The 1056-nt window shown below is 75.0% G+C and carries 1 protein-coding gene; it reads right to left on the bottom strand.

Translation table 11 applies throughout. The annotated features are described in order from the left end of the window. Positions 1-15: 15 nt before the first annotated feature. Positions 16-879, bottom strand: coding sequence for a peptidoglycan-binding protein (locus tag ABZ371_RS32865; protein ID WP_358686647.1), 864 nt, complete (start codon positions 877-879; stop codon positions 16-18). Positions 880-1056 lie beyond the last annotated feature (177 nt).

Below are 1056 nucleotides of genomic sequence, written 5' to 3'. Positions count from 1 at the left end.
CCGGCCGGCGCGGGGTCAGGCGGTGTAGGGGACCTTGAGGGCGTTCCAGGAGCCGGCGCCCGGCCAGCCGTCGGCGTCCGCACCGGTGTAGCCGAGCTTGCGCTGCCACAGGGCGTACGACGCGCGGTCGGCCTCGCTCCACTGCGGGCCGGGGCCGTCCGTGTAAGCCGAGCAGCCCTCGGCGACGAGGCGGCCGCCCATCGCGGCGACGATGGTGGAGCGGGGCGCCGAGGTGAAGAACGCGGCGCCCGGGAACGGCTGGTAGCGCACGGCGCTGCCGCCGGGGGCGGCGGCCAGCAGGGCGGCCACCCGTGAGCGCATGGACGCCATGCTGAAGCCCTTGGGGTCGATCTTCGTGTTGGTCCACTCCAGGTGGCCGATGACCGAGGCGGCGTTCCATCCGTGGGCCCGGCAGATAGCGGCCGACACCCGGGCGACGGCCTCCAGCTGGGCTTCCGGCCACGGGTCGGAGCCGTCGCCGAGGTTGACGCATTCGAAGCCGTAGAAGCGGGCGTTGCCGTCGGTGTTGTTCTCGTCCGGGACGGGCAGCGCGGTCTCGTTGACGACGGCGGTCAGCACGTCGTCGTCGCCGAGTCCGGCGTGGTTGGCGCGGCCGTTGCCGACGAGGTGGACGGTGCCGGCCTTGTCGATGACTCCGTGGCAGAGCGGGCCGGGCAGCTCCGCGTAGCCGTCGTAGCAGAGGGCGACGGAGGCGTCGGTGCCGGAGGTCACGGTGTGGTGGACGACGACGCCGTTCACCGGGCCCCAGGCGCCCTGGGTGTTGCGGTTGTGGGTGCGCCAGTCGCGGTACTCGACGACCTTGACGCCTTCGGTGGTCAGTGCGCGGACGAGCGTGTCCGCGGTGAGCGGGGTTGCCATGGTGACTCCTTCTGCGGGGCGGGTGCGGGTGCGGGTGTGGGTGTGGCGGGGTGGCCGGCCGGCCCGCCCCCCGGGGGACCCCCCCGCCCCCCCCCCGGATGTGGGCGCCCGGCAGGGAGCCGCGGCCCCCAAAGCGGTGGGCAGCCCCCCCCCCGGGCCCCGGGGGTCACTCGTGGG

The organism is Streptomyces sp. NPDC005899 (genome assembly GCF_040629645.1).
In the GTDB taxonomy this organism is placed as follows: Bacteria; Actinomycetota; Actinomycetes; order Streptomycetales; family Streptomycetaceae; genus Streptomyces.
The sequence above is the reverse complement of the archived record's forward strand: the minus strand, read 5'-3'. Positions and strand labels throughout refer to the sequence as shown.